General features: G+C 61.7%; 20 protein-coding genes. 9 read left to right on the plus strand and 11 right to left on the minus strand.

Annotated elements, in window-relative coordinates:
- Nucleotides 1-199 precede the first annotated feature (199 nt).
- The 9 genes from LQ215_RS17780 (at nt 200) to LQ215_RS17820 (ending at nt 9600) form a co-directional block, all read left to right on the plus strand.
- On the plus strand, nt 200-1171 hold the full coding sequence (locus LQ215_RS17780; RefSeq protein WP_230151746.1) for an NAD-dependent epimerase: 972 nt from the start codon (nt 200-202) through the stop codon (nt 1169-1171).
- A gap of 33 nt (nt 1172-1204) precedes the next feature.
- Nucleotides 1205-1948 carry a glycosyltransferase family 2 protein gene (locus LQ215_RS17785; RefSeq protein ID WP_038859625.1) on the plus strand — a complete coding sequence of 248 codons (744 nt, stop codon included), beginning with the start codon at nt 1205-1207 and terminating at the stop codon, nt 1946-1948.
- Nucleotide 1949: 1 nt separating this feature from the next.
- The gene (locus LQ215_RS17790) at nt 1950-2243 is read left to right on the plus strand and encodes a lipid-A-disaccharide synthase N-terminal domain-containing protein (protein ID WP_230151748.1); all 294 of its coding nucleotides are present in this window, start codon (nt 1950-1952) and stop codon (nt 2241-2243) included.
- A 67-nt stretch (nt 2244-2310) separates the two neighbouring features.
- Nucleotides 2311-3768, plus strand: coding sequence for an ArnT family glycosyltransferase (locus LQ215_RS17795; RefSeq protein WP_436839586.1), 1458 nt, complete (start codon nt 2311-2313; stop codon nt 3766-3768).
- Between the two features lie 262 nt (nt 3769-4030).
- Nucleotides 4031-5695, plus strand: a complete 1665-nt coding sequence (locus LQ215_RS17800; RefSeq protein ID WP_230151751.1) for an AMP-binding protein — start codon at nt 4031-4033, stop codon at nt 5693-5695.
- Between the two features lie 16 nt (nt 5696-5711).
- Nucleotides 5712-6473: an SDR family NAD(P)-dependent oxidoreductase gene (locus tag LQ215_RS17805; RefSeq protein ID WP_230151753.1), complete on the plus strand. Its 762-nt coding sequence runs from the start codon at nt 5712-5714 to the stop codon at nt 6471-6473.
- Nucleotides 6474-6485: 12 nt separating this feature from the next.
- Complete coding sequence (locus LQ215_RS17810; RefSeq protein WP_230151755.1) at nt 6486-7676, plus strand: acetyl-CoA C-acyltransferase; 1191 nt, start codon at nt 6486-6488, stop codon at nt 7674-7676.
- 9 nt (nt 7677-7685) lie between these two features.
- Complete coding sequence (locus LQ215_RS17815; RefSeq protein ID WP_230151756.1) at nt 7686-8813, plus strand: acyl-CoA dehydrogenase; 1128 nt, start codon at nt 7686-7688, stop codon at nt 8811-8813.
- A 13-nt stretch (nt 8814-8826) separates the two neighbouring features.
- Nucleotides 8827-9600 carry an enoyl-CoA hydratase gene (locus LQ215_RS17820; RefSeq protein ID WP_014338306.1) on the plus strand — a complete coding sequence of 258 codons (774 nt, stop codon included), beginning with the start codon at nt 8827-8829 and terminating at the stop codon, nt 9598-9600.
- Between the two features lie 329 nt (nt 9601-9929).
- Here LQ215_RS17820 and LQ215_RS17825 read toward each other — a convergent pair whose 3' ends face one another.
- The 11 genes from LQ215_RS17825 to LQ215_RS17875 all read right to left on the minus strand — a co-directional run bounded on the left by LQ215_RS17825 (nt 9930) and on the right by LQ215_RS17875 (nt 20760).
- A complete protein-coding gene (locus LQ215_RS17825) occupies nt 9930-11081 on the minus strand; it encodes an acyl-CoA dehydrogenase family protein (protein WP_003202007.1) in 1152 nt (383 codons plus the stop codon).
- A 3-nt stretch (nt 11082-11084) separates the two neighbouring features.
- Nucleotides 11085-12191: an enoyl-CoA hydratase/isomerase family protein gene (locus LQ215_RS17830; RefSeq protein ID WP_230151758.1), complete on the minus strand. Its 1107-nt coding sequence runs from the start codon at nt 12189-12191 to the stop codon at nt 11085-11087.
- A gap of 134 nt (nt 12192-12325) precedes the next feature.
- Nucleotides 12326-13033 carry an HPP family protein gene (locus LQ215_RS17835; RefSeq protein ID WP_230151760.1) on the minus strand — a complete coding sequence of 236 codons (708 nt, stop codon included), beginning with the start codon at nt 13031-13033 and terminating at the stop codon, nt 12326-12328.
- A gap of 178 nt (nt 13034-13211) precedes the next feature.
- Nucleotides 13212-14591, minus strand: coding sequence for a UDP-glucose dehydrogenase family protein (locus LQ215_RS17840; RefSeq protein WP_230151762.1), 1380 nt, complete (start codon nt 14589-14591; stop codon nt 13212-13214).
- Nucleotides 14592-14684: 93 nt separating this feature from the next.
- A complete protein-coding gene (locus tag LQ215_RS17845) occupies nt 14685-15452 on the minus strand; it encodes a metal-dependent hydrolase (RefSeq protein ID WP_230151763.1) in 768 nt (255 codons plus the stop codon).
- Between the two features lie 3 nt (nt 15453-15455).
- Nucleotides 15456-16358 (minus strand): fatty acid desaturase family protein, encoded by a 903-nt coding sequence (locus tag LQ215_RS17850; protein ID WP_230151766.1) that lies wholly within the window; start codon nt 16356-16358, stop codon nt 15456-15458.
- Nucleotides 16349-17140 (minus strand): hypothetical protein, encoded by a 792-nt coding sequence (locus LQ215_RS17855; RefSeq protein WP_230151768.1) that lies wholly within the window; start codon nt 17138-17140, stop codon nt 16349-16351. The genes LQ215_RS17850 and LQ215_RS17855 overlap by 10 nt, the downstream gene beginning before the upstream one ends.
- Nucleotides 17141-17233: 93 nt before the next feature.
- Nucleotides 17234-18154, minus strand: a complete 921-nt coding sequence (locus tag LQ215_RS17860; protein ID WP_230151770.1) for a LysR family transcriptional regulator — start codon at nt 18152-18154, stop codon at nt 17234-17236.
- A gap of 194 nt (nt 18155-18348) precedes the next feature.
- Nucleotides 18349-18888, minus strand: a complete 540-nt coding sequence (locus LQ215_RS17865; RefSeq protein WP_230151772.1) for a hypothetical protein — start codon at nt 18886-18888, stop codon at nt 18349-18351.
- A gap of 40 nt (nt 18889-18928) precedes the next feature.
- Nucleotides 18929-19720 (minus strand): putative hydro-lyase, encoded by a 792-nt coding sequence (locus LQ215_RS17870; RefSeq protein WP_230151774.1) that lies wholly within the window; start codon nt 19718-19720, stop codon nt 18929-18931.
- Between the two features lie 92 nt (nt 19721-19812).
- Nucleotides 19813-20760 carry a LysR family transcriptional regulator gene (locus LQ215_RS17875; protein ID WP_230151776.1) on the minus strand — a complete coding sequence of 316 codons (948 nt, stop codon included), beginning with the start codon at nt 20758-20760 and terminating at the stop codon, nt 19813-19815.
- Nucleotides 20761-20825 lie beyond the last annotated feature (65 nt).

Consider the following 20825-nt stretch of genomic DNA (forward strand, 5'->3'; position numbering starts at 1 on the left):
CGATAGCCATCTAACCATCAACATCTGTGTCAACTGATCCACCGCTATCGCGAGCAGGCTCGCTCCCACAGAGGAGGTGCTTGGCAAGTGGGCACGCTCATAAAACCGTCATTTATTTCTGATACAAGCCTGTGCAGCCCCCGGAAAAGCCGGGCCATCCATCAGGGTAATGTATGCAAATGACCGTTTTGAGCCGCGTATGAAAGTACTCGTCACCGGCGTCGCAGGGTTCATCGGGTTTCATACCGCCAAGCGGCTGTGCAGCGACGGCCATCAGGTCATTGGCATCGACAACCTCAACAGCTACTACAGCGTCGAGCTGAAACAGGCACGCCTGGCGCAGTTGGCCGAGTGCCGCGATTTCCGCTTTCAGTTGCTGGATGTGGCAGACAAACAGGCGCTGTTGGAGTTGTTTGCCGAACATGCCTTCGACCACGTCGTCCACCTCGCGGCCCAAGCCGGTGTGCGTTATTCCATCGACAATCCGGACCTTTATGCGCAAAGCAATCTGGTGGGCTTTCTCAACGTGCTGGAAGCCTGCCGCGCCCATCGGCCGGCGCACCTGATCTTCGCCTCGAGCAGTTCGGTGTATGGCTTGAACGACCGCCTGCCGTACGCCACCACCGACCCCGTCGACCAGCCGGTATCGTTCTATGCGGCGACCAAGCGCGCCAATGAACTGATGGCCCACGCTTACTCGCATCTCTATGGCATTCCCACCACCGGCCTGCGGTTTTTCACCGTGTATGGGCCTTGGGGACGGCCAGACATGGCGCCGTTCAAATTCACCGATGCCATCCTCAACGGTCGCACCATAGACGTTTACAACGACGGTGCGATGTCTCGCGATTTCACCTATATCGACGACATCGTCGAGGGCCTCGTGCGGCTGATACCGCTGCCGCCGACCAATGAGACCGGCGTGTGCAACAAGGTCTATAACATCGGCTTCGGCTCACCGGTGAAGCTTTTGCAGTTTATCGAGTGCATTGAAGAAGCGCTGGGCGTGCGCGCGATAAAGAATTTCTTGCCGTTGCAATCGGGCGACGTGGTCGACACGTGGGCGGACACTCGTGAACTGGAGGAGCGGGTGGGGTTTCGCCCACAAGTCGCAGTGCCGGTCGGTGTGCAGTCGTTTGTCGATTGGTACCGCGACTTTTACGCCGTCTAACCCCTCATTTCCCAGCATCTTTTCTGGAGCATCATGCACGAAACCCCTTATGTGTCGGTCCTGATTCCGGCCAAAAACGAGGCAGGCAATCTCATCCCACTTCTCGAAGAAGTGCGCACGGCGTTGGCCAATGAGAACTTTGAGGTCATCGTGGTGGACGATGGGAGCACCGACGCCACCGCCGCTGAGTTAAGAACCTTACAAGGCAGTGGCTACCAGCAATTGCGAGTGCTCAGCCACAGCCGTTCCCTGGGCCAGAGCACCTCGATCTACCACGCCGCTGAGGTGGCACGCGGGCATTGGCTGGCAACCCTGGACGGCGACGGTCAGAACGACCCGGCCGACTTGCCGAAAATGCTCGACCTGGTGCGCGGTTCCGAAGGCACCCCCGCGGGTGTCAAGCTGGTGGCGGGGCATCGCGTCAATCGCCGGGACACGGCGAGCAAGCGTTGGGCCTCGCGATTTGCCAACAAACTGCGCGCCAGCCTGCTCAAGGACCAGACGCCCGACACCGGTTGCGGCATAAAGTTGATCGAGCGCGAGGCGTTTCTGCGCCTGCCGTATTTCGATCACATGCACCGTTTTATCCCGGCGCTGATCCGCCGTCACAACGGCCGGATGCTGGTTCAGCCGGTCAATCACCGTGAGCGCGGGGCCGGGGTGTCCAACTACGGCAACCTGGACCGGGCGCTGGTGGGCATTGTCGATCTGTTTGGGGTGTGGTGGCTGATCAAGCGCACCCGCCTGGACGTCAACGCACAAGAAACCGAGGTTTGAAATGGGCAGAGAATCGTTGTGGTTGGCCGTTGGCTTCAGTGGTCAATTGGCATTCACCGGGCGTTTTGCCCTGCAATGGCTGTACAGCGAATACAAGAAGCGCAGCATGATTCCCGTTGGCTTCTGGTACCTGAGCATCATCGGTAGTGCGCTGTTGCTGGCCTACGCCATCTACCGCAAAGACCCTGTTTTCATCGTCGGCCAGTCCTTCGGTTTTGTCGTTTACCTGCGCAACTTGCAGTTGATCGCCAAGCATCATGAGCAGCAAAAGCGCGAACTGGCAGAGAAGGACTGAGACGGTGCGGATACGATTATCTTCCCCGCGGCTCGAGCTCCTGGCGTTTGTGGTATTGGCCTTGATCATGGTGGGCGCTGGCCTTGGCTGGCGCCAACCGATGAATGTCGATGAAGAGCGCTTCCTTGGCGTTGCCCTGGAGATGCTGCAAAACGGCTCTTGGTTCATTCCCCATCGCGCCGGTGAAATCTACGCCGACAAACCGCCGCTGTTCATGTGGACAGTGGCGCTGTTCGTGCAACTGACCCACCTGCCCAAAGTTGCCCTGTACTTGCCCGCGCTGCTGGCAGGCGCCGTCACCACCGCGTGCCTGTATGACCTGGGCCGACGCTTGTGGGGACGGCGCGTGGGGGTGATCGCGGCGCTGTTGTTTCTCGCCACCTACCAGACCTACAGCATCCTGCGCACCGGGCAGATTGATGGTTTCCTTGCGCTCTGGACCATCCTTGGGATCTATGGCTTGTGCCGGCACGTGTTGCTCGGCCCGGCCTGGCGTTGGTACTACGTGGCGTGTGCGGCGATGGGGCTGGGGATTATCAGCAAAGGCGTGGGTTTTCTGCCGGTGCTATTGCTGATTCCCTACGCCTATGCGCTGCGCAAAGGTTGGAAAGGGGTGGTGGCCATGCCTGGCCAGGCGGGACGCTGGTGGCTGGGGCTGGTCGTCGCATTGGCCGCCATCGCGTTATGGCTGGGGCCTTTGCTGATGATTGTCGCGCAGGGCAGTGCCGACAGCCTGGCGTACGCCCAGGAAATCCTGTTCAAGCAGACCGCTGGGCGTTATGCCAACGCATGGGAGCACCGCGAACCATTCTGGTATTTCTTCGTCCAGGTGATTCCGAAGTACTGGCTGCCGATCGTGTTCATGCTCCCCTGGCTGGTGCCGGCCTGGCGCAAACAACTGCTCAAGCACGACGGTCGGGTGTTGGTGCTGCTCGGTTGGGTGCTGCTGGTGTTGGTGTTCTTTAGCCTGAGCAGCGGCAAGCGCAAGCTGTACATCTTTCCCGCGCTACCCGCGTTGATCCTGGTGGTGGCGCCGCTTGTGCCATGGTTGCTGCGCCGCTGGTTTGGCGCGCGGTCGAGGGGCAGGGCGGTCTTCAACGTGCTGGCTGCGCTGTGGTTGTGTGCCTGGTTTGTACGCGGCTTTGTCGAGCCCCACAAGGAAGGCATCAACCCACACCAGACCTTGATGCGCGATGTCGCCGGGCTGACGTCAAAGGCCGAGTTGGTGCTCGCGGGTTGGCGTGAGGGCCATTGGCTGTTCGCCCAGCAACCCATCGTGCATTTCGGTTTTCATAGTGGCAACTCCCTGGAACAATCCGTCACCTGGCTGCGCAGCCACCCGCAGGCCTTCGCCCTGGTGCCCGCTCGGGACCTGGCCCGCTGTTACGACCCGCAAAAAGCTCGCCGGGTCGGCAATACCTCAAGGGCCGAGTGGTTCCTTGTGGGGCCTGATGCGGACAACCAGGCCTGCCAGTCGCCAGCGCCGGAGAAGGTGTATTCGTTTGCCTGGCAGCGGCCCTTGTAGCGACTGAACCATCGCTTTCGCGAGCAAGCTCGCTCCCACATGAGTGCTTGGGCGACCCCAAAATCGGGGCCCACCACCAATCCCCTGTGGGAGCGAGCTTGCTCGCGATGAGAGCCTAAAGAACACCACACCCCTAAACCATGGCCAAACCAGTCAAGCAACTTGAAAGCTTTGACCATTGCCGCCACAGCCCTTCGGCGCGAGTATTTGCCTGCTATTCACGGTTCCCCCAACCAATAAAAACCACAGAGGGATGCTGGTCATGCGCGATTATTCGTCCGCCACTTCGCAGTTCGATTACCTGCACACCGTCAACACCGCACTGCACGGCTCGCTCGAGGCGCTCAATGCCTGCGTAGAGTGTTGCGACCGGCATGCGTTGCCAGGGCGCATTGCCCTGTTCTGGGAGGGGCGTGACGGCAGCGATGCGACTTGGACTTACCGTGACCTGCAGGACAACGCCGCGCGGTTCGCCAATTTCCTGCGCGCCCAAGGCATCGGCAAGGGCGACAAAGTGGCCGGCCTGCTGCCGCGCACCGCTGAACTGCTGATCGTGGTGCTCGCCACCTGGCGCATCGGGGCGGTGTATCAACCGTTGTTCACCGCGTTCGGGCCCAAGGCCATCGAACACCGCCTCGGCAGCTCGGGGGCACGCTTGGTCGTCACCGATGCGGTCAACCGTCCCAAGCTCGACGAAGTCGCCGGTTGTCCCACCATCGTCACGGTCGGCGGCGAAAAGGGCCAGGGCATTGTGCGCGGCGACTACAGTTTCTGGGCCGAAGTGGCGAACCACTCCAGCCAGTGCGAACCGCTGATGCTCACTGGCGAAGACCCGTTCCTGTTGATGTTCACCTCCGGCACCACAGGGCCTGCCAAGGCGCTGTCGGTGCCGCTCAAGGCCATCGTTGCGTTCCAGAGCTACACCCGTGACGCCGTAGACCTGCGCCCTGAAGACGCCTTCTGGAACGTCGCCGACCCGGGTTGGGCCTACGGCATCTATTTTGGCGTGACCGGGCCGCTGGCCATGGGGCATCCGATTACCTTCTACGATGGCCCGTTCACCCTGGAAAGCACCTGCCGGGTCATCAACAAATACGGCATCACCAACCTGACCGGCTCGCCCACGGCCTATCGCCTGTTGATCGCCGGTGGCGAGCAGTTTGCCCGCTCGATCAAGGGCAAACTGCGCATCGTCAGCAGCGCCGGTGAACCGCTGAACCCGGAGGTGATCCGTTGGTTCGCCGATAACCTGGACGTGGTGATCCATGACCATTACGGCCAGACCGAACTGGGCATGGTGCTGTGCAACCACCATGGGCTGGAACACCCGGTGCACCTGGGCGCGGCCGGTTTTGCCTCGCCGGGCCATCGGATCGTGGTGCTGGATGAAAACCAGCGCGAGCTGGGCGTAGGCCAGCCGGGCATTCTCGCGCTGGACCGCAGCCAGTCGCCCATGTGCTGGTTCGCCGGTTACGAAGGCGGGCCGACCAAGGCCTTCGTCGGTGACTACTACTTGAGCGGCGACACCGTGGAGCTGAACCCGGACGGCAGCATCAGCTTCGTGGGCCGCAGCGACGACGTGATTACCACCTCCGGCTACCGGGTCGGTCCGTTCGACGTGGAAAGCGCGCTGATCGAACACCCGGCCGTGGTGGAAGCGGCAGTGATCGGCAAGCCCGATCCGGAACGCACCGAGTTGGTGAAGGCCTTCGTGGTGCTCAGCGCGCAGTTCCGTGCCTCATCGGAGCTGGCCGAAGAATTGCGCTTGCACGTGCGCCAGCGCCTGGCGGCCCATGCCTATCCCCGTGAAATCGAATTTGTCAGCGACTTGCCGAAAACCCCAAGCGGCAAGTTGCAGCGCTTTATCTTGCGCAACCAGGAGATCGCCAAGGTTCAAGAGACCGCGGCGCGAAACGTTTCAGTTTGAATCCAAGGAAACCATGATGCAGATCGACAACAAGATTTTCCTCGTCAGCGGCGGTGCTTCCGGCCTCGGCGCGGCCACCGGCGAAATGCTGGTCAAGGCCGGCGCCAAGGTGATGCTGGTGGACCTCAACGCTGACGCCGTGGCCGCCCAGGCGCAAAAGCTTGGCTGCCAGAGTGTGGTGGCCGACATCAGCAGCGAAGCGGCGGCTGAGGCGGCGGTCAAGGCCACGGTCGATGCGTTCGGTGGCCTCAATGGCCTGGTGAACTGCGCCGGTATCGTGCGCGGCGAGAAGATCCTCGGCAAGAACGGTCCCCACGCCCTTGCCAGCTTCAGCCAGGTGATCAACGTCAACCTGATCGGCAGCTTCAACCTGCTGCGCCTGGCGGCTGCGGCCATTGCCGAAACCGAGGCCAACGCCGACGGTGAGCGCGGGGTGATCATCAATACGGCGTCGGTGGCGGCCTTCGATGGACAGATCGGCCAGGCGGCTTATGCGGCATCCAAAGGCGCCATCGCCAGCCTGACGTTGCCGGCCGCCCGTGAACTGGCGCGTTTTGGCATCCGGGTGATGACCATTGCACCAGGGATTTTCGAGACCCCGATGATGGCCGGCATGACCCCGGAAGTGCGAGATTCCCTGGCCGCCGGTGTGCCGTTTCCGCCACGCCTTGGGAAACCTTCCGAGTACGCGGCGCTGGTCAGGCATATCATTGAGAACAGCATGCTCAACGGCGAGGTGATCCGTCTCGACGGCGCCTTGCGTATGGCAGCCAAATAATCAGGAGGATTCATGATGTCCAACGATCCTATTGTCATCGTCAGCGCCGTCCGCACCCCCATGGGCGGTTTCCAGGGCGAACTGAAAAGCCTCAGCGCCCCGCAGTTGGGTGCCGCCGCCATCAAGGCCGCCGTGGAGCGTGCCGGCATCGCACCCGACGCGGTTGAAGAAGTGCTGTTCGGTTGCGTCCTCGCCGCCGGCCAGGGCCAGGCACCGGCACGTCAGGCCGCGCTGGGCGCCGGGCTCGACAAGTCGACCCGCTGCACCACACTCAACAAGATGTGCGGCTCGGGCATGGAAGCGACGATCCTCGCCCATGACATGCTCATCGCCGGCAGCGCCGAAGTGGTGGTGGCCGGCGGCATGGAGAGCATGTCCAACGCGCCGTACCTGCTCGATCGTGCCCGCAGCGGTTACCGGATGGGCCATGGCCGGGTGCTGGACCACATGTTCCTCGACGGCCTGGAAGACGCCTACGACAAAGGCCGACTGATGGGCACCTTCGCCGAAGATTGCGCCGAAGCCAATGGCTTGAGTCGCGAGGCCCAGGATGCCTTCGCCATTGCATCCACCACGCGCGCCCAGCAGGCGATCAAGGACGGCAGTTTCGATGCCGAGATCGTGCCGTTGCAAGTCATGGTCGGCAAGGAACAAGTGACCGTGCGCCACGACGAGCAGCCACCCAAGGCGCGGATCGACAAGGTCGCCTCGCTCAAGCCGGCGTTCCGCGAGGGCGGCACGGTAACGGCGGCCAATTCCAGTTCCATTTCCGATGGCGCCGCGGCGCTGGTGCTGATGCGCCAGAGCCAGGCGGCCCAGCGTGGCCTCAAGCCTCTGGCAGTGATTCACGGTCACGCGGCGTTTGCCGATACCCCGAGCCTGTTTCCCACCGCACCGATTGGCGCCGTGAAGAAATTGATGCAAAAGACCGGTTGGTCGCTGGATCAAGTCGACCTGTTCGAAGTCAACGAAGCCTTTGCCGTGGTGGGACTGGTGACCATGGACAAGCTGGAAATCGCCCATGACAAGGTCAACGTCCACGGCGGCGCCTGTGCGCTGGGCCACCCGATTGGCGCGTCTGGCGCACGGATCCTGGTGACCTTGCTCTCGGCCCTGCGCCAGAAAGGTCTCAAGCGCGGCGTTGCGGCGATCTGCATCGGTGGCGGCGAAGCCACGGCCATGGCCGTCGAATGCCTGTATTAAGGAATCACCATGCTCCCGACTGAAGAACAGACCCAAATCCGCGACATGGCCCGGCAGTTCGCCGAGGAACGCTTGAAACCGTTCGCCGCCGAATGGGACCGCGAGCACCGTTTTCCCCGGGAAGCCATCGATGACATGGCCGAACTGGGCTTTTTCGGCATGCTGGTGCCGGAGCAGTGGGGCGGCTGTGACACCGGTTACCTGGCCTACGCGATGACCCTGGAGGAAATCGCCGCCGGCGACGGCGCGTGCTCGACCATCATGAGCGTGCACAACTCGGTGGGCTGCGTGCCGATCCTCAAGTTCGGCAACGATGAGCAGAAGGCAAAATTCCTCACACCCCTGGCCAGTGGTGCGATGCTCGGCGCATTCGCCCTGACCGAGCCCCAGGCCGGTTCGGACGCCAGCAGCCTCAAGACACGGGCGCGGCTGGAGGGTGATCATTACGTGCTCAACGGTTGCAAGCAGTTCATCACGTCCGGGCAGAACGCCGGGGTGGTGATTGTGTTCGCGGTGACCGATCCGAGCGCCGGCAAGCGTGGCATCAGTGCGTTCATCGTGCCGACCGATTCGCCGGGCTACAGTGTGGCCCGGGTCGAAGACAAACTCGGCCAGCACGCGTCCGACACCTGCCAGATCCTCTTCGAGGATTTGAAGGTACCGGTGGGCAATCGCCTGGGTGAGGAGGGCGAGGGCTACAAGATCGCCCTGGCGAACCTGGAAGGCGGGCGCGTGGGCATCGCGGCGCAAGCGGTGGGCATGGCCCGCGCGGCGTTCGAGGCGGCCCGGGACTATGCCCGGGAACGCTCCAGTTTCGGCAAACCGATCATCGAGCACCAGGCCGTGGCGTTCCGCCTGGCCGACATGGCGACCCAGATCGCCGTGGCGCGGCAAATGGTGCACTACGCCGCCGCCCTGCGCGACAGCGGCCAGCCGGCGCTGGTGGAGGCCTCCATGGCCAAGCTGTTCGCCTCGGAAATGGCTGAAAAAGTCTGCTCCATGGCGTTGCAAACCCTGGGCGGCTACGGTTACCTCAACGACTTCCCGCTGGAGCGCATCTACCGCGACGTGCGGGTCTGCCAGATCTACGAAGGCACCAGCGACATTCAGCGCATGGTCATTTCGCGCAATCTTTGAACAGGAGTCCAGCATGAGCTACGAAACGATTTTATTGGAGATCAAGGACCGCGTCGGCCTGATCACCCTCAACCGTCCCCAGGCATTGAATGCCTTGAATGCGCAGATCGTCAGCGAGTTGAACCAGGCGTTGGACAGCCTGGAGGCTGATCCGAAGATTGGCTGCATCGTGCTGACCGGCTCGAAAAAAGCCTTTGCCGCCGGTGCCGACATCAAGGAAATGGCCGAGCTGACCTACCCGCAGATCTACCTGGACGACCTGTTCAGCGACAGTGACCGCGTGGCCAACCGCCGCAAGCCGATCATCGCGGCGGTGAACGGTTTTGCCTTGGGCGGTGGCTGCGAGCTGGCGTTGATGTGCGATTTCATCCTGGCTGGCGACAACGCCAAGTTCGGCCAGCCGGAAATCAACCTCGGCGTGCTGCCGGGCATGGGCGGCACCCAGCGACTGACCCGCGCGGTGGGCAAGGCCAAGGCCATGGAAATGTGCCTGACCGGGCGCTTCATCGACGCGGTGGAAGCCGAGCGTTGCGGCATCGTCGCGCGGATCGTACCGGCTGATGAACTGTTGGACGAGGCGCTGAAGACTGCAGCGTTGATCGCCTCCAAGTCGGTGCCCATCAGCATGATGGTCAAGGAAAGCGTCAACCGCGCCTTTGAAGTCAGCCTGTCCGAAGGCGTGCGCTTCGAGCGCCGGGTCTTCCACGCCGCGTTTGCGACGCAGGATCAGAAGGAAGGCATGGCGGCGTTCGTGGCCAAGCGGGCGGCGGAGTTCCAGGACAAGTAACGCGGCGTTCTCACTGACGCCATCGCGGGCAAGCCTTGCTCCCACAGGGAATTTGGGATGTATGCAGCCTTTGTGTACGCCATCAAACCCTGTGGGAGCGAGCCTGCTCGCGATTCGGGCTGAACATTCAGCATCTCAGTGACAGATACACCGCTTTCGCGAGCAGGCTCGCTCCCACAATGGATCGGAGGGATACGCAGTATTTGTATACACTGCTAAACCCTGTGGGAGCTGGGCTTGCCCCCACTGAATCTGCGCTGCACACAGCATACTGTGTCAGGTCACGGACTCTGTGGGAGCAAGGCTTGCCCGCGATGCTTTTATAGCCATCACACCAGGTAGTGCTTCAGCTCCCGGGCAATCACCATCCGCTGTATCTCGCTCGACCCTTCATAGATCTGGGTAATCCGTGCATCGCGGTAGTAGCGCTCTACCGGATAATCCTCGAGATACCCGTACCCACCATGAATTTGTATCGCCGAGGAGCAGACTTTCTCGGCCATTTCCGAGGCAAACAGCTTGGCCTGGGAGGCTTCTGACAGGCACGGCTTGCCAGCGCTGCGCAGGCGGGCGGCGTGGAGGATGAGCAGGCGGGTGGCGTTGATGCGGGTGTGCATGTCGGCCAGCAGGTTGGCGATGCTCTGGTGCTCGATGATCGGCTTGTCGAACTGTACGCGATCACGCGCGTAAGCCAGCGCTGCTTCAAAGGCGGCGCGGGCGATGCCCAAGGCTTGCGCAGCAATGCCGATGCGTCCGCCTTCCAGGTTGGAGAGGGCGATGGCCAGGCCTTTGCCGCGCGCGCCCAACAGGTTGGCCTCAGGAATGGTGCAATTGCTCAAGGTGACCGCGCAGGTGTCCGAGGCGCGGATGCCCATTTTGTGTTCGGTGCGATCGACGATGAAACCCGGCGTATCGGTGGGCACCAGGAAGGCCGAAATGCCTTTCTTGCCCAGTTCCGGGTCCGTCACGGCAAACACAATCGCCAGTTTGGCTCGCTTGCCATTGCTGACGAACTGCTTGGCGCCGTTGATGACCCACTGGCCATCGCGCAATTCAGCCCGGGTACGCAGGTTGTGGGCCTCGGAGCCGGCCTGGGGCTCGGTCAGGCAGAAGCAGCCAATCGCCTGGCCACTGGCGAGGTCGGCCAGCCACGTCTGCTTTTGTTCGTCGGTGCCGAAATTCAGCACCGGCCCGCAACCCACCGAGTTGTGGATGCTCATCAGCGCGCCAGTGGCGCCGTCGCCTGCGGAGATTTCCTCCACGGCCAGGGCATAGGCGACGTAATCGACGTAGGTACCGCCCCATTCTTCTGGCACCACCATCCCCAACAGGCCCAGCTCACCCATTTTCGCCACCAGGCCGTCGTCAATCCAGCCGGCCTTTTCCCATGCCTGGGCATGGGGAGCGATTTCACCACGGGCGAAGTCTCGGGCCATGTCGCGGATCATCACTTGTTCTTCGGTCAGTTCGAGGTCATGCATGGCTCAGTTCCCGTGGTCGTCGAAGCCGTCGAAGAAACTCGCCACATGGTCGGCGTCCAGCGCCTCCAGGGACGGCGGGTTCCAGCGCGGGTTCTTGTCTTTGTCGATCAGCAAGGCGCGCACGCCTTCGATCAGGTCACCGCGTTCGAACCATTGCTGATCCAGATGCAGCTCCAGGGCAAAACAGTCTTCCAGGCTCAAATGCCGACCGCGCCGCAGCATTTCCAGGGTCACGGCCATGGCCAGGGGAGAGCGGCTGTCCAGCAGGTCGGCGGTCTTGATCGCCCATTCGTGGCTGTTGGCAACGGTGACCTGGCGCAACTGCTCGACCATGCTCGGCACGTCGGGCAGGCCAAAGAAATGGTCGATGGCTGGCCGCAAATCGGCCAGGGGCGGGGCAGGTAATTGTTGCACACCAAGCTTGGCCAGCAAGCTTTGCAGGTCCTTGAGTGGTGTATCACCCCAATCCAGGCGATCGAGGCGCGTGTCGAGCTGTTCAAGCTTGCGACTGTCCAGGTACCAGTCGGCCAGCCCGCAGTACAAGGCATCAGCCGCGCGGATTTGCACGCCGCTGACGCCCAGGTAGATACCCAGTTCGCCAGGAATGCGCGGCAGGAAGTAACTGCCGCCCACGTCCGGGAAGTAACCGATGCCGACTTCCGGCATGCCCAGGCGGCTGCGTTCGGTCACCACCCGCAGGTCGGCACCTTGCGCCAGCCCCATGCCGCCGCCCAGCACGAAGCCGTCCATCAAAGCGAGGATCGGTTTGCGGTAGTGATGGATCGTCAGGTCGAGGGCGTATTCCTCGACGAAAAAATCTTCGTGCAGGGTGTCACCCTGCTTGTGGCTGTCGTACAACGAGCGGATATCACCGCCGGCGCAAAACGCCTTGTCGCCCGCGCCACGCAGCACCACGGCGCGGATCTGTGGGTCGAGGGCCCAGGTATCGAGTTGTTGCTGCAAGCTGCGCACCATGCCCAGGGTGAGGGCATTGAGGCCGGCGGGGCGGTTCAGGGTCAAATGGCCAATGTGATTGCGAACTTCGACCAGCACCTCATAGGCCGCGGTTTCGAGGGTTCCCGCGGCGTGTGATGAAACCTGAGCTGTCATCGCTAACTCCCTGCTTTTATTCTTCTTTATGAATTGTGTCGCGCGTACCCGTCCAGGATCGTACCAGTGCAAATTTGCATTGCACAACCGGGATACGTGCAGGTCCTTTCTGCATATTTATAGCAGCCACAGGCTCAACCGCGACCAGAGAGAACCTCCGTGATGCTGCGGCGCTTGGCATTTCGCTCGCTGGCGTGGATCAATTGCTCGAGATCTTCCGGCGTGACGTCAAAGAATGCTTCCATTTCCGCCAAGGCCAGTTTCAGGTCTTCGGCCGTGATCGCCTGGCGGTCGACGGGAGGGTGGTCAGCCGGTATGACGGCCACCGGCTCGCTGGCGCGCTTGGGATAGCGCACCCGCGTCAGGTTGTTGTAGGCCAGCGCAAAGGCCAGCAGCCCGGAACCGGCCAGCATGGCCGCACCAACGGCCTGCCAGTCCAGCGCAATGATAGACGGGGCGGCCAGCACCAATGTCGCCGCCAGGGCGCCTGCCGGCGGGTGCAAGCAACGCAGCCAGCACATCAACACCAGCGCCATGCCCGCCGCCAGGCAGGCGCTACCCAAGGTGCGGCCCAATACATGGGCCACCAGCAGCGCGACGACCGACGCACACAGGTAACCGCCGACAATCGACCAGGGCTGGGCGAGGGCGCCCGATGACACCGCAAACAACAGCACCGCCGAGGCGCCGAGGGGGCCGATCAGGTGCTGCGCCACCTCAAGGCCAAATACCTGCCCACAAAGCCAGACACTGAACATCGTCCCCAGCGCCATGCCGATGGCGGCGCGGCTCCATTCGGTGGGACGGGTATTGATAGCGGCGGGGAACCAGCGAGAGAGCATCAAGCATAAATCCAAAAAAAACGAACAAAAAAAGGGGCTTACGGGGAAGTCCCAGAAAGCCCTTTAAGTGTTCCAACAGTTGGGGGAGGAACGGGGCACAGTGTGCCGATCCCGCCGCTTGCTTACAAATTCATATTAATGCTGGTTGAGTGCATTAATTTTGAGGTTACGCCACAGGTCACGCGATTCTCGAAGCCGGGAACCACGTTTGCTGGGCAACAGGCAGGTTTCGCGACTGCCCGCGACCCATCGGGAAATAGGTGAAGCCCTTGTCGGCCATGCGCTCCGGATCGAACAGGTTACGGCCGTCAAAAATCACCGGGGCCTTGAGCCGTTGCTGGATCAGGTCAAAGTCCGGCGCCTTGAAGGGCTGCCATTCGGTGCAGATGACCAGCGCGTCGGCCCCCGGCAACACCGACTCTGGCGTGCCCATCAGCATGAGTCGGGGCTCGTCGGGGTAGAGCAGTTGCGTCTGCTGCATCGCCTCCGGGTCGAACGCGCGGACGCTGGCACCCGCGGCCCAAAGCGATTCCAGCAAGGTGCGGCTCGGTGCGTCGCGCATGTCGTCGGTGTTGGGCTTGAAGGCCAGGCCCCATAGGGCGAAGGTCTTGCCGCGCAGGTCGCCCTGGTAGAACGCATTGATCCGCTCGAACAGCTTATGTTTCTGCCGCCCGTTGATGGCTTCCACTGCTTGCAGCAGGTCGCTGGAGCAATGAGCCTGCTCGGCCGTGTGGATCAGGGCACGCATGTCCTTGGGAAAGCACGAGCCGCCGTAGCCGCATCCCGGATAAATGAAGTGATAGCCGATGCGCGAGTCGGCGCCGATGCCCAGGCGCACGGACTCAATGTCGGCCCCCAGGTGTTCGGCCAGTTCGGCGATCTGGTTGATAAAACTGATCTTGGTCGCCAGCATGCCGTTGGCCGCGTATTTGGTCAGCTCGGCGCTGCGCAGGTCCATGAACAGCACCCGGTCGTGGTTGCGGTTGAACGGGGCGTACAGGTCGCGCATGGTTTCGCGCACTTCGTCGCGTTCGCAGCCGATCACGATGCGATCCGGACGACGGCAATCGGCGACCGCCGAGCCTTCCTTGAGGAATTCGGGGTTGGAGACAATATCGAACTGCAGCAGGCGACCGGCCTTGAGCAGGCATTTGTCGATGTGCGCCCGCAGAACGTCGCCGGTGCCCACCGGCACGGTGGACTTCTCCACCACAATGAGCGGTTGCTCGCGGTGGCGGGCGACGGCCTCGCCTACGGCCAGGACCTGGGCCAAATCTGCACTGCCATCGTCCCGGGAAGGCGTACCCACCGCGATAAACAGCACCTGGCCGTGCTGCACGGCGAGCTGTTCGTCGCAGGTGAAATGCAAACGCCCGGCCTCCAGGCCTTCACGCACCAGCGCGGCCAGGCCGGGCTCGTAAATGCTCACCTGGCCTTGGCGCAGGCTGTCGACCTTGCGCTCATCGATGTCCATGCACACCACGTCATGGCCCACTTCGGCCAATACGGCGGCTTGTACCAAGCCCACGTAGCCACTTCCGAATACACTGATTTTCATGGTGGATTCCCTGGATCATTCCGAGCGAGCGACATGCACAGCCAGCATTCGCCGCGGTGCGCCCGGTCCAGAATAAGTCGGGGATGTTGCAGTTCACTTACAGTCCGCCACCGCATTTGTTTTCAGCGGAAGAAAGTAGCTTGCCCATCCGATTGCCAGTAACACCAGGTTCGCACCATCGCGCAGCAGCAAGCGGCCCGTCGCCCGTCGCAGCTGTTTGGCGCTGACGCGGCCGCGGGCAACGTCGAGGCGTGCGAAACCGTGCAGGTGCCGAAGGATGTCGAAAGTCATGAGTGCCGATGCGGCCAGAAAATAGAAAATTCGCTGCCAATAGGGGACACCCAGCGCCAGGAGAAGATCGGTGGTGACGTGCTGATGAGCCACTTCTTCGGCGCAGTGCCAGCGCCACAGGCGTGTTTGCGGGGAAGCCCTGGTCGAAAGCAGGCCGTCGCTGCGCAAGGCGATCCGCGACGTGACGGCGGTCACATGCTCGAACGCCGCGGCCAGGGACAATTGCGCACGGAGTGACAGTTTGGCGCGCAGGGCGTCGAGGTCCTTTTCGATTCCGTGTTCGTATTTCTTGACTTCAAAACCCTGCTTTTCCAGTTGTTGATTGTAGAGGCGGTGGGCTCGCTGATGGGCGCGCTCCTCGGCGACGAAGTCGTGCGATTGCTCAGCCAATGTCGAGGTGGGCGGCAGCTGCGAAGCGGATGACTCAACCACCGAAATCACGAACTGTTCTCCGGCGGGAAGCAGCACCGAGAACGCGTCGAACAGGTAGGTCCTGATCGGTGTGTCGTTCCAGAAGGGCTCGCAGATTTCATCGTTGCGGTGCGTCGTTGCTGGTTGAGGAAGGTTCATGGCTTATTTCCAGAGTCGGGGGCCGAGTCGCATCCATGTCGCAACGAAGGTGGGCAGATCTGTCGTGCCACCGGGCTTGTCTTTGGCGAGCACCCTTGATTGAGCGTACGCGTGGAACCAGCGGGTGGCCGGCGCATGATGGTGGGTGCGATGCAGCGAACGATGCAGAATCAGCCAGGAGAGCGCCTTTGGCAGGCGCACGTCCGTAGTGATCTCACAGGGCGCGCGGCGCGAGTCTTGGTCCGAGATCCTAGCGCCATAGTGCTCGGCCTGCGTCAGCCAGAAATCCATCCAGGCAAACAGGCAATAAGGGAGCAGATAGACGCAGGCGACCAGTCGAGGCGTTTCATAGAGACCGAACGCCAGCGCCGCAGCAAAAACGCCGATCAAGGCGTTGTTCCAGCGCCAAGGCCAGACTGCGTGTGGCGGCAGGTAGCGTCGGGAGATCCTATTGGTGGAGATTGCCACCCACAGTTGCTCGGCGGCGCCCAGCAGGCTGATCCAGCGGGTCGGCCAGGTCTGTTCGTACATCAAGCCTTCGGGGTCATCGGCCTGGCAGGTTTTGCGATGGTGTTCGAGGTGGAAGTAGCGGTAACCCACGAAGTTGGCCGCAAACAGGCCCGCCGCGAACATGCCCACTGCATCATTGAGGCGCGTGCCCACGAGGAACTGGCGATGCACGCCTTGATGCTTGATCTCCTGGACACCGATCATCAGGATCGCCTGGAGCAGGATCAATGGCGCGACTGCCAGCCATACGAATGCCTCACGCGTCGCCAGCCAGGCAATCGCGGCAGTATTCAAAACGCACAGCACCATGAATAGATAACTGGGAAGGTTGCTGCTCGATGAAGGAAAGGCCACCGCACGCGCAACGGCTACAGTCCGGGAGGTGTTCACAGGCACACGAAGACCCATTTTTTCATGCGCTGCAACCAAGGCAACGGAACTCTCTTCCAGATGAACGAAAGGCCCGACAGCGGCACTTTGCCTCGGATCAGCACGCCGACATCCAGCGAAGGCTCATGGGGGAAGTAGTTGTCTTTGATGGCGACGATCTTGCGAAAGCCTTTTTTGAAGTAGTACCGCAGCTGTGGGTCCAACGGCAGTCCCTGGCGTTTACTCAGGATGTAGTGTGCAACCGTGGCATCAGGATTGTTCGAGCGCCAATCCCGTAGACCCGGGACAGGGGATCCCAGGTAGATGGCTGACCAGCCTTGTTTCAGTGCGTAGGGCCAGAAGAATTCGAAAATCGCATTGGCCGCTTTCGGGTCGACGCTGCTCAGGCTGATGCCGAACAACGCCCCCGTTCGGGCGGATTCGTCGCCGTGCTGTTTCCTGGCACAGTCCGCCCAGGTCAGGCATTGGCGAATGTGGCCGTGGCGGGTCGGTTTCATGAATAACGATGCCTGCGCGGTACCTGTACGCGTGCAAAACGCACCGACACTCAGGGCAGGAAATGCGGCGATTCGGGAGACCAGCATGGCAGCATCGGCACGCTGATCGTCCGTCCATTTCTTTTGTTCGAGTTCAAGCAACGAGGGAATGTCCGCACACGAGAGGAACCGAACACAGATCTCATTCTCACGGGACCGGTCGCTGTTCTGTGCGTCACGTTGATATGCCAGATGGTTTGGCGTTGTAATGGGCGCTTCGGGCGCTCTGTTTTTTTTCAGGAATGCTTGCATCAGGCAGATGGCTCACCGATCGAGGGACGGGATCAATCGGCACCCACGGTATGTCACCGGTGTGAATCTCTGATGACGAAATGAATTCCCGGCTTAATTCATATCGAGCCGGTACCCGGTCGGCAATTGCGCGACAAACTCACCGACCACTTCCCGGGTCAGGCTGACGATGTCTTCCACCCGCTCCATTCCCGCGCCGGTCCGCCAACTGGCGACGATGTCCATGACCGATGGCAACGGCACACCGTCCACCAACGTCAGCGTGCCTTGGGCCAGTTCGCCGACAACCAGCGCCGCGGGCATGGCGCCAATGCCAAAGCCGTCGCGAACCAGGCGGGTGATGGCCGAGGCCGAGTTCACGCAGTTGATGCGTGGCGAGACGATGTTGGCCGAATGCAGCAGGTTGAGAATGTCCTGGTGGGGCCGTGAGTTGCGCGAGAACGTCACGATGCGTTCCTGGGACAAGTCCTCCAGCGATGCATAGGAGCGGTCATAGGCGGAGCCGGTGCGCACCACCCAGTGCATCGGGTATCGGGTCAGCAGCGCGTTGCGCACGCTGTCCAGGCGCAGGATGTCGGTCTGGAAAATGATGTCCTGGTAGCCTTTTTCCAGTTGCGAGCACAGGTTGCTCGCGGTGTCGGCCGACAGTTCGATTTCCAGGGCCGGGTAACATTCCATCAGGCGCGTCACCAAGGGGCTGAGCCAGGTGTGGATCACCGTATCCATCGCACCAATGCGGATCCGGCCGCGCACTTGGCGCGGATCCTTGATCACGGCTTTCATGCTTTGCATGGTGTCCATGATGCGCTCGGCGTACTCCAGCACGCGCTGGCCTTCGGAGGTCAGCGACACCCCTTTGGAATCGCGCACGAACAGACGCACGCCCATTTCGTCCTCCAGGGCGGCGATCCGGCTGGAAATGGACGCCTGGGTGGTGAACAGCTTTTCCGCGGTGAGGCGAAAGCTCTTCAGGCGGGCGACCCAGACGAAGGTTTCGAGAAACTTGATGTTCATTTGGGCATTTCCTTGGCGCAGTCATGGGAGCATAGAAACTGTGGCGAGAGGCGTATCCCCACATCCTGTGGGAGCAAGGCTTGCCCGCGATGAGGTCAACGCGGTCTCCCTGGGAACCGAGGCGCCTGCATCGCGAGCAAGCTTTGCTCCCACAGGGAAGTCCCCTCGCACAGTAGCTAGGCAGGTCATATTCTTCACTGCTCGGCATTGGCCATGTACAGAACCACTTCTCGCAACTCGTCCAGATCCGGCATGTTATCGATAGCCGTTTCAGGCCGGCACCATGGGTACTCCAGTCGCGATGCCCAGGCCATGATCATCGGCAGATCGGTCGCCGGCAGGGTCTTCATGTGTTCGATGGTGATGGTCAGTCGCTTGGCCAGGCTCGACGCCGGATCGAACTGCCAGTCATACAGGCCACAACCGACGCGTGCCTCGCCACTGTTCTTGTCGGACATCGCCACCAGCCATTTGCACTGGAACGCCTCGGCGTTTGCCGGTGGCGGGGCGGCCAGGCAGAACGTGTAGACGTTTTCGAAGGTCTGGCCAAAGCCACTGACCAGCACGTCGCCAATGGCGGTGCGGCCTTCGACGTGGTCGGGAAACGTGATGGAACCGGTGCGCACCACCATGTGCACAATAGCAGTCGGCGTAAAGGCCTGGTCCAGCAGGTGAGGGCGGTTGCCGTCCTTGGCGCTGATGTACTGTTGAATCGATCGCTGAGCGGTGTTCATCGTGGATCCCTTCAAGTTGAAAAACAGCCTCGTCCGAGGATTACAGATCACTGTTCCATAAGTCCGTCACCAGCATGCAGCCCGGGGCGTGGGTGATGCACAACGGTGGACGCGAGGCCTGGACCACCGATTGAGGTGTCACGCCGCAGGCCCAGAATACCGGGATCTCGTCCGCTTCCACCGGCACGGCATCGCCGTAATCCGGCGAGTCCAGGGATTGAATGCCGATCAGTGACGGATCGCCGATGTGCACCGGGGCGCCGTGAACGTTGGGCATGCGCCCGGTAATCTGGATCGCCTGGATCGCCGCGGCGGCTTTCATCGGCCGCATGGTCACCACCATTTTGCCAGACAGGCGGGCGGTGGGACGTGTGTCGATGTTGGTCTGGAACATCGCGACATTGCGCCCCAATTCAATGTGCCGCAAACGGATGCCGGCCTCCAGCAGCGGTTGTTCGAACGAGAACGAGCAACCGAGGGCGAAGGCCACCAGGTCGTCCTGCCACAGGTGTTCGATGTCCAGCGGCGCTTCGCTCAGCTCGCCGTGGCGGTAGACCCGGTATTGAGGCACCTCGTGGCGGATATCGATGGCGGCGCCCAGGTTACGGAAGAACGGATCGCCGGGCTCGGTCACGTCAAGCACCGGGCAGGCCTGGCGATTGAGGGTGCAGTAGCGCAGGAATTCATTGGCCCAGTCGCCGGGCAGGATCACGATATTGGCTTGCACGCGGCCCTGGCCCAGGCCGCTGGTATGGCCCTGGTATTGGCCGGCGGCGATGCTTTGGCGCAGGGTCAGGGGCGTGCATGGCTGCAGTTGTTCGAAGGACATCATTACGGGGCTCTCCAAGCGATCGTTCGCTACTTTGAGAACACCGTGGCGATGGCGTCCAACAAGGAATATTGGTACCCCGTGACAACTAAAAGTTATTCAAGAGGCGCCTGGCCGTTCAGGCCGGGGGCCACCACCATGCGTTGCGGCCCGACATCGACGGCGTATTGGCTGACCACCTGGCGACTCATCTGGACGATGTTCTCGACCAGTTCCAGGCCGACACCCGCGCGCCACGAGGCGACGACGTCGAGTTGGGGCAGCGCGGTGCCGGGTTCGAGCTGGATCAATTCACCGCTGGCCAGGGGCTTGGCCACCAGCGCGGCGGGCAGGGCGCCGATGCCGAATCCGTCGCGAATCAATCGGGTCATGGCCGACACCGAGTTGACGCAACTGACCCGCGGCGCACTCACGCCATGGGCGTATAGCAGGTTGAGCACATCTTGATGTGGTCGTGAATGCTTGACGAAGGTGATGATGCGCTCGCCGGCCATCTCCACCAGCGACGCATAGGGACGGGCATAGATCGACTGGCTGGCGGCGATCCAGTGCATGGGGTAGTGACCCAGTTCCAGGTTGCGCACGCTTTCGTGGCGGACCAGGTCGGTCTGGAACACGATGTCCAGGTAGCCTTTCTGCAATTGCTCACAGAGATTGCGCGCGGCATCGGCGGTGATTTCGATTTCCACGGCGGGGAAGGCTTGCATCAGCATCGACATCAAGGGGCTGAGCCAGGTATGAATCACCGTGTCCATCACGCCGATGCGCACCAGGCCTTGCTGCGGGCTGCTGGTGTCCAGTGACTGCTTCAACGCCCGCTGCACTTCGAGCATCTGTTCGGCGTAGTCGAGCACCTTGAGGCCTTCGGGTGTCAGCGAGACCCCGCGAGAGTCCCGTACGAACAGGCGCAGTCCCAACTCCTCTTCCAGCGAAGCAATGCGGCTGGAAATAGCCGCCTGGGTGCTGAACATCTTCTCGGCGGTGAGGCTGAAACTCTGTAGCCGGGCGACCCAGACAAAGGTTTCGAGGAATTTGAGGTTCATGGAGGCGCTCTGGGTGCGTGTGGTTCTTATGATTGCAATTGTTACTCCAGATCGGGCCAACGGGC

Origin of the sequence: Pseudomonas brassicacearum (assembly GCF_918698105.1) — a bacterium.
Classification (GTDB): Bacteria; Pseudomonadota; Gammaproteobacteria; order Pseudomonadales; family Pseudomonadaceae; genus Aquipseudomonas; species Aquipseudomonas brassicacearum_F.